General features: G+C 57.7%; 6 protein-coding genes. 5 read left to right on the top strand and 1 reads right to left on the bottom strand.

Annotation, left to right across the window (positions count from 1 at the left end):
• Positions 1-44: 44 nt before the first annotated feature.
• Genes ACILQA_RS08905 through ACILQA_RS08885 form a run of 5 tightly spaced genes read left to right on the top strand, consistent with a single transcriptional unit; the run spans position 45 to position 4,987 of the window.
• Complete coding sequence (locus ACILQA_RS08905) at positions 45-686, top strand: phosphoribosylanthranilate isomerase (protein ID WP_395629383.1); 642 nt, start codon at positions 45-47, stop codon at positions 684-686.
• On the top strand, positions 673-1,914 hold the full coding sequence (gene trpB, locus ACILQA_RS08900) for a tryptophan synthase subunit beta (RefSeq protein ID WP_395629382.1): 1,242 nt from the start codon (positions 673-675) through the stop codon (positions 1,912-1,914). Before ACILQA_RS08905 ends, trpB begins: the two co-directional genes overlap by 14 nt.
• Positions 1,915-1,969: 55 nt before the next feature.
• Positions 1,970-2,761, top strand: coding sequence for a tryptophan synthase subunit alpha (gene trpA, locus ACILQA_RS08895; RefSeq protein ID WP_395629381.1), 792 nt, complete (start codon positions 1,970-1,972; stop codon positions 2,759-2,761).
• Positions 2,758-3,612: an acetyl-CoA carboxylase, carboxyltransferase subunit beta gene (accD, locus tag ACILQA_RS08890; RefSeq protein ID WP_395629380.1), complete on the top strand. Its 855-nt coding sequence runs from the start codon at positions 2,758-2,760 to the stop codon at positions 3,610-3,612. The genes trpA and accD overlap by 4 nt, the downstream gene beginning before the upstream one ends.
• Positions 3,613-3,646: 34 nt before the next feature.
• Positions 3,647-4,987, top strand: coding sequence for a bifunctional folylpolyglutamate synthase/dihydrofolate synthase (locus ACILQA_RS08885; RefSeq protein WP_395629379.1), 1,341 nt, complete (start codon positions 3,647-3,649; stop codon positions 4,985-4,987).
• Between the two features lie 2 nt (positions 4,988-4,989).
• On the opposite strand, the gene ACILQA_RS08880 is transcribed toward ACILQA_RS08885, so the two are convergent.
• Positions 4,990-6,552, bottom strand: coding sequence for an AmpG family muropeptide MFS transporter (locus ACILQA_RS08880; protein WP_395629378.1), 1,563 nt, complete (start codon positions 6,550-6,552; stop codon positions 4,990-4,992).
• Positions 6,553-6,715 lie beyond the last annotated feature (163 nt).

The raw sequence follows: 6,715 nt of genomic DNA, 5'->3' as shown, positions 1-6,715 counted from the left end.
AAGTTCAGCATGACGGAAGCCTTCGGGTTCGCTAGTTAGCCAGCATGCAAACGCAAATCAAAATCTGTGGTCTAAAAGACGAAGCAAGCATTGACGCTGCGGCAAAAGCTGGCGCCACGCATGTTGGCCTTGTCCATTTCGAAAAAAGCCCGCGCCATGTCGCGCTTGACCAAGCCGCTGCGTTGCGGATGCGCGCGCCCGCCAGTGTAAAGGTCGTCCTGCTGCTGGTGAACGCCGAGCCCGGCTTTACCGCCAAGGCTATCGAAGTGGTCAAACCCGATATCGTGCAATTTCACGGATCGGAAACGCACCAATGGTTGCGCGTTTTAAAAAGCGCGGTCGAGATTGAAATCTGGAAAGCCTTCGGCGTGAAAGATACGGCAACGCTCAAAAACGCTGACCAATATGAAGGCGCAGCAGACCTCATCCTGTTTGATGCGCCGGCTCAAGCATTGCCCGGCGGCACGGGTACGCGGTTCGACTGGTCGTTGCTAACACAGCACAAGCACAAGCTGCCTTGGGGGCTTGCCGGTGGCCTGAACCCTGACAATGTAGGCGAAGCCCTGCGGCAAACACGCGCGATATTGGTCGATACCTCATCTGGCGTTGAATCCGCGCCGGGCATCAAGGATATGGACAAGATTGCGGCCTTCTGCCAAGCGGTGCGCAACCATGACCACAGCTGAACTCACACCAAACTCCTTCCGCAACCAACCCGACGATCGCGGCCATTTCGGCCAGTTCGGCGGGCGCTATGTCGCCGAAACGCTTATGCCGCTCGTGCTGGATCTGGAACGCGAATATCGCGCCGCGAAACAGGACCCTGCTTTTGCAGCGCAGTTTGATGATTTGCTGGAGCATTATGTCGGTCGTCCGTCGCCGCTTTATTATGCCGAGCGCCTCACCGAGGAAGTCCGTAAAAACGCACCTGCAGGCAAAGGCGCGCAAATCTGGTTCAAACGTGACGAGCTAAATCACACCGGCGCGCACAAGATCAACAACTGCATTGGCCAGATATTGCTCGCAATTCGCATGGGTAAGACGCGGATTATCGCAGAAACCGGCGCTGGCCAGCATGGCGTTGCCACGGCAACCGTCTGCGCACGTTTTGGCTTGCCTTGCTTCATCTACATGGGCGCCAAGGACATTGAACGGCAGCAGCCCAATGTGTTCCGCATGCGCTTATTGGGTGCGGAGGTCATTCCCGTCACTAGCGGCGCTGGCACGTTGAAAGACGCGATGAACGAAGGACTTCGCGATTGGGTCGCCAATGTCCACGACACATTCTACATCATCGGCACGGCCGCTGGCCCGCATCCGTACCCTGAGTTGGTCCGCGATTTCCAAAGCGTCATCGGTAAGGAAGCGCGCGCACAAATGCTGTCGCGCATCAACCGCCTGCCCGATTTGTTGGTCGCTGCCATTGGCGGCGGATCGAACGCCATTGGCCTGTTCCATCCGTTTTTGGACGACAAAGACGTCGAAATGCTTGGCATTGAAGCGGCGGGCCATGGCCTTGAGAAAGAACATGCCGCGAGCCTTGCAGGCGGCCGCCCCGGCATCTTGCACGGCAACAAAACCTATTTGCTTCAGGATGACGATGGCCAAATCGCCGAAGCGCATTCGATTTCGGCTGGCCTCGATTATCCCGGCATTGGCCCAGAGCATAGCTGGCTCAAGGAAATCGGTCGCGTCCGTTATGACAGCGTGACCGACACCGAAGCGCTTGCCGCGTTCCAGTTGCTTTGCCGCACCGAAGGCATCATCCCCGCGCTGGAGCCTGCCCACGCAATTGCGGCGGTGGAACGCGAAGCGAAGAAGATGGACCGTGATCAGATCATCCTCGCGAACCTCTGCGGCCGCGGTGACAAGGATATCTTCACCGTCGCTGAGGCTTTGGGGACTTCGATATGAACGGCTCGACTTTGGTTATCCTGAAACCAGTTCAGGATGACGAGAGGTTGGTTGCATGACCCGCCTCTCCACCGCCTTTGCCAAAGCCCACCCCGCGCTCGTCGCCTTCATCACTGCAGGCGATGGCGACACCGCAGCCAATCTCGATGCACTCGTCGCGGGCGGCGCGGACGTTATCGAACTTGGTATGCCATTCACCGACCCGATGGCCGACGGCCCTGTTATTCAGGAAGCAAACATCCGCAGCCTGAACGCTGGCACCACCACGGCGGATATCTTCGCCCTCGCCTCAGCCTTCCGCAAACGCCATCCAGACACGCCATTGGTGCTGATGGGTTATGCCAACCCGATGACGATCCGTGGCGGCGATTGGTTCGCGTCCGAATGCAACAAAGCGGGTGTCGATGGCGTCATCTGCGTCGACATTCCGCCCGAGGAAGACCCTGAGCTTGGCCCTGCCTTGCGCAGCGCGGGCATTGACCTCATCCGCCTCGCCACGCCCACCACAGACACCGCCCGCTTGCCCGCCGTCCTGAATGGCGCATCTGGCTTCCTATATTATGTGTCGGTCGCCGGTATCACCGGCCTGCAAGTCGCGGCGCAGACCAGCATTGATGAGGCGGTGGCGCGGCTAAAGGCCCATACCGATCTGCCCATCGCGGTTGGCTTTGGCGTCCGCACACCTGAACAAGCCGCCAACATTGCACGCGTTGCCGATGGCGTTGTCGTTGGTTCCGCAATCGTCGAACTCGTCGCCAAGCATGGCGTCAACGCCGCTGGTCCGGTCCGCGATTATGTGGCATCCCTGAAGCAAGCAATCGTCACAGCCAGAAAGGCCTCCGCATGAACTGGGTCACCCGCGTCCGCAACGCCATTCCCTTCATCGCCAAGCGCGAAACGGCGGAAACACTCTGGCACAAGTGCAAGGGCTGTCAGGCGATGATCTTCCTCAAGGAATTTGAGGAAAACCAGTCTGTCTGTCCAAAATGTGACCATCATGGCCGCATTGGCCCCGCTGAGCGCTTTGCCGCATTGTTTGATGACGACAGCTACGATGTGCTTAAGCCGCCCGTTGTCGGCGAAGACCCGTTGAAGTTCAAAGATACAAAGAAATATATCGACCGCATCAAAGCCGCCCGCCTTGCAACGGGTGAGCAAGACGCGATGATGAGCGCACGTGGCGAAATCAACGGCCAAGCTGTTGTTGTCAGTGTTCAGGATTTCGCCTTCATGGGCGGTTCCATGGGCATGGCGGTTGGAGAGGCATTTATTGACGCTATAAAGGCCGCGATCCGCGCGAAATGCCCCTACATCATCTTCACAGCCGCAGGCGGCGCACGCATGCAGGAAGGCATATTGAGCCTAATGCAGATGCCGCGTTCAACGGTCGCCATTCAGATGCTGCATGATGCCGGACTGCCCTATATCGTGGTGCTTACAGACCCCACCACCGGCGGTGTCACCGCGTCTTACGCGATGCTGGGCGATGTCCAGATTGCCGAACCCGGCGCGCTCATCGGTTTTGCCGGACAGCGGGTGATCGAGCAGACAATTCGTGAGAAACTGCCCGAAGGATTCCAGCGCGCCGAATATCTTTTGGAGCATGGCATGATCGACATGGTCACCCACCGCCACGACCTGCGCGGCGTATTGTCGCAGCTCGTCGGATACCTCGCGCCAGAGAAGAAGGCGGCATAAGTAAACGACAACCAATCTATATTGTCATTCCCGCATGCCTGACCACGCCATTTCCTCTGACCCTGCTGTACAGGCGCAATTGGACCGGCTGACCATGTTGTCGCCTGGCAAGGATGTCTTGGGGCTGACGCGTATTGCGGCGTTGCTGGAACGCCTCGGTAATCCGCACCTCAATCTTCCGCCGGTATTCCATGTCTCTGGCACCAACGGCAAAGGTTCGACCTGCGCGTTTTTGCGCGGGGCGATTGAGGCAGCGGGCATGACGACGCATGTCTATTCAAGCCCGCATCTGGTGCGTTTCAATGAGCGGATCCGCGTTGCGGGCAAGTTGATTGATGACGCAACTCTCTCCGCGCTGCTTTCGGAGGTTTTGGACCATGCCGAGGGGCTGGAAGCGAGCTTCTTTGAAGTCACCACCGCAGTTGCCTTTTGCGCCTTTGCGCGGAAGCCAGCCGATGCGTGCATCGTCGAAGTCGGATTGGGTGGCCGGTTAGATGCAACCAACGTACTCACCCAGCCGGTGGCGTGCGGAATAGCATCCTTGGGATTGGATCATGAAGCTTTCTTGCTGGCGGCGGAGGATGGTGTTCCCGATATGCCGCCGCTTGACCGCATCGCCTTTGAAAAGGCGGGAATTGCAAAGTCCGGATCGCCTCTGCTTACGCAAAAATATTCAGCATCGATGGCCAACACCGTTGCCACGCAAGCCACTTTGCACAACGCACCGTTGCACGCGCGCGGCGACAGCTGGGATGCGGCGGTCTATGATGGCCGTCTGCATTACCGCGACGCCGCCGGAAAGCTCAACCTGCCCCTTCCCCGCATGACAGGCGCACATCAGGCCGACAATGCGGCTTTGGCCATTGCAATGCTGCGCCATCAAAACGCCATCCATATTCCAGAGGCAGCGCTGTCTGCCGCGATGGAGTGGACACGCTGGCCGGCACGGATGCAAACATTGTCTGCAGGGCCGCTGACTGACCAACTGCCGACGGGTTCAACCGTCTGGCTCGACGGCGGGCACAACCCCGATGCCGGGGCGGCGATTGCCAAAACGCTTGAAGACGGCGCGCCCGTTCACGTCATCATCGGGATGTTGATGAACAAGGACGCACTTGGTTTCCTGACGCCGTTCGCACACAAAATTGCATCACTATACGCCGTGCCGATAGCGGGCCATGAACATCATGATCCGTTGGATTTGTGCCGGATAGCGAAAGACCAAATTGGTGTCGCATTGGCCGCCCCTGTGGGCGACGTTGACGCAGCGATGGAACGCATTGCAAGCCATCGCCAGCCATCGAATGTGTTAATCTGCGGCTCGCTCTATCTCGCCGGTGAAGTGTTACGCGCGAACGACCAAAGTCCAGACTGACTTTAAGGCTGCGTCACCTTCTTAGGCTGCCCCTTCCATGCCAGCAATCCACCCGCCACTAACAGCACAGCAAATCCCAAAGTAAGGTTCGCCGCGAATTCCAGCGGCTGCGACAGCAATAGCCCGATGAGGCCCGCCACCACGAGCAAGAATCCGAAGATACGCAATGGCCCGACCGGTTCCTTCAAAGCCTTCTCGTCCACCGCCTCAACCTGATGAATGCTTTGGACGACATAGCCTTTGCTCCACAACAGCCAGAGCAAGACCATACCCGGAATGGCTGCGACGACGGTAAAGCCCCAGAAGCCCACCCAGCCGATATTCTCCGCAACAATCCCCGCAGGACCGGCCATGAACGTACGGCCAACGCCCGCAAAGGACGACAGCAGCGCAAATTGCGTTGCGGTATAGGCTATGCTCGATAGTCCGGACAAATAGGTCGCAAATACCGTCAGGCCGATACCGCTGGTCAAATTCTCGGTGCAGATGGCCGCAACCATCATCCAATAATTGTTACCCGTCGCCGCCAAGATCATGAACATGACGTTGGAGAACATCATCAACAGACCAGAAATCAGCAGCGCGCGGCCCATGCCAAGCCACAGGATGAATGGCGCACCGATCGCGGAGCCGACAATCAGCGCCCCAAAGCCCCATAATTTGTTCGCCGAAATGTAATCCAGATCGGAAAAGCCAAGGTCCACGATCATAGGGCTTAGCATTGCCTGCCCCATCGCATCGCCAACCTTGTAGACCAGCACAAAACCAAGAATGAGGAACGCGCCGTGCCGGGTGAGAAACTCACGGAACGGGTTCACCACAGCCTCTGTCAGCCATTGCTTTGGCTTCATGCCCTCCACATGGGCAAAGCGGTCAACAAACTTGCCTGGCCCGGCCCACAGCGCGCCAATGATGGCAGGGATGATGCAGAAGGCCGTCAGACCATAAGCGGTTGCCCAGCCAAGCCCCAGGCCTTCCTGAGAGGCAAAATAGATCGTGCCTGCGCCAGCGATCAGATTGCCGGTGCGATAGCCAAACTGGTTGGTTGCGGTGCCATGGGCGAATTCTTCTTCTTCCAATATCTCGATACGATAGGCGTCGATGACAATGTCCTGTGTTGCAGACAAAAACGCCGTTATCAGTGCCCAAATCGCGAAAAGGCCCATCTCGCCCGGCTGCGGGTTGCTGGCGCCGAGTTGCCAGATCGACACAAACAGCAACGCCTGAATGAAGAACAACCAGCTGCGGCGTTGCCCGAATATCTTGGTAAGCACTGGCAAGTGCAGCTTATCCACCAATGGCGCCCACAGGAATTTGATCGTGTAGGGAATGCCCAAGGCCACGGCAAAACCAATGGTCGCGGTATCGATCCCGACCTTCGCCAGCCAGAATGTCATTGTCGCCACCAGCAACGTCAACGGAAAGCCGCTCGAAATGCCCAGCAGGAACGTAATCACCGGGTTTTTGCGCATATAGGGCCGAAAGGCCGGAACCAGCATTGCGATAACCGGCAATGCGATCAAAATCGTGGCAAAAATGATAAAACGTTGCAAATCAACTGACATGCGGACCCCTCTGAGCGTGTTGCGCAAATGACTAACGGCATTTTCCTGAATGGCCAGTGACTTTTGAAGCAACATGCGTCAAAGGCGCTTTATGGTAAAACCTCCTTCAAAAGCCCCTGCCCGTCCAGCCAAGCCACCGCGCCTGCGTTGGGACAGCAAACCC

Origin of the sequence: Sphingorhabdus sp. (genome assembly GCF_044239005.1) — a bacterium.
Lineage (GTDB): Bacteria > Pseudomonadota > Alphaproteobacteria > Sphingomonadales > Sphingomonadaceae > Sphingorhabdus_B.
This window is presented reverse-complemented; position numbering and strand designations above follow the sequence as displayed.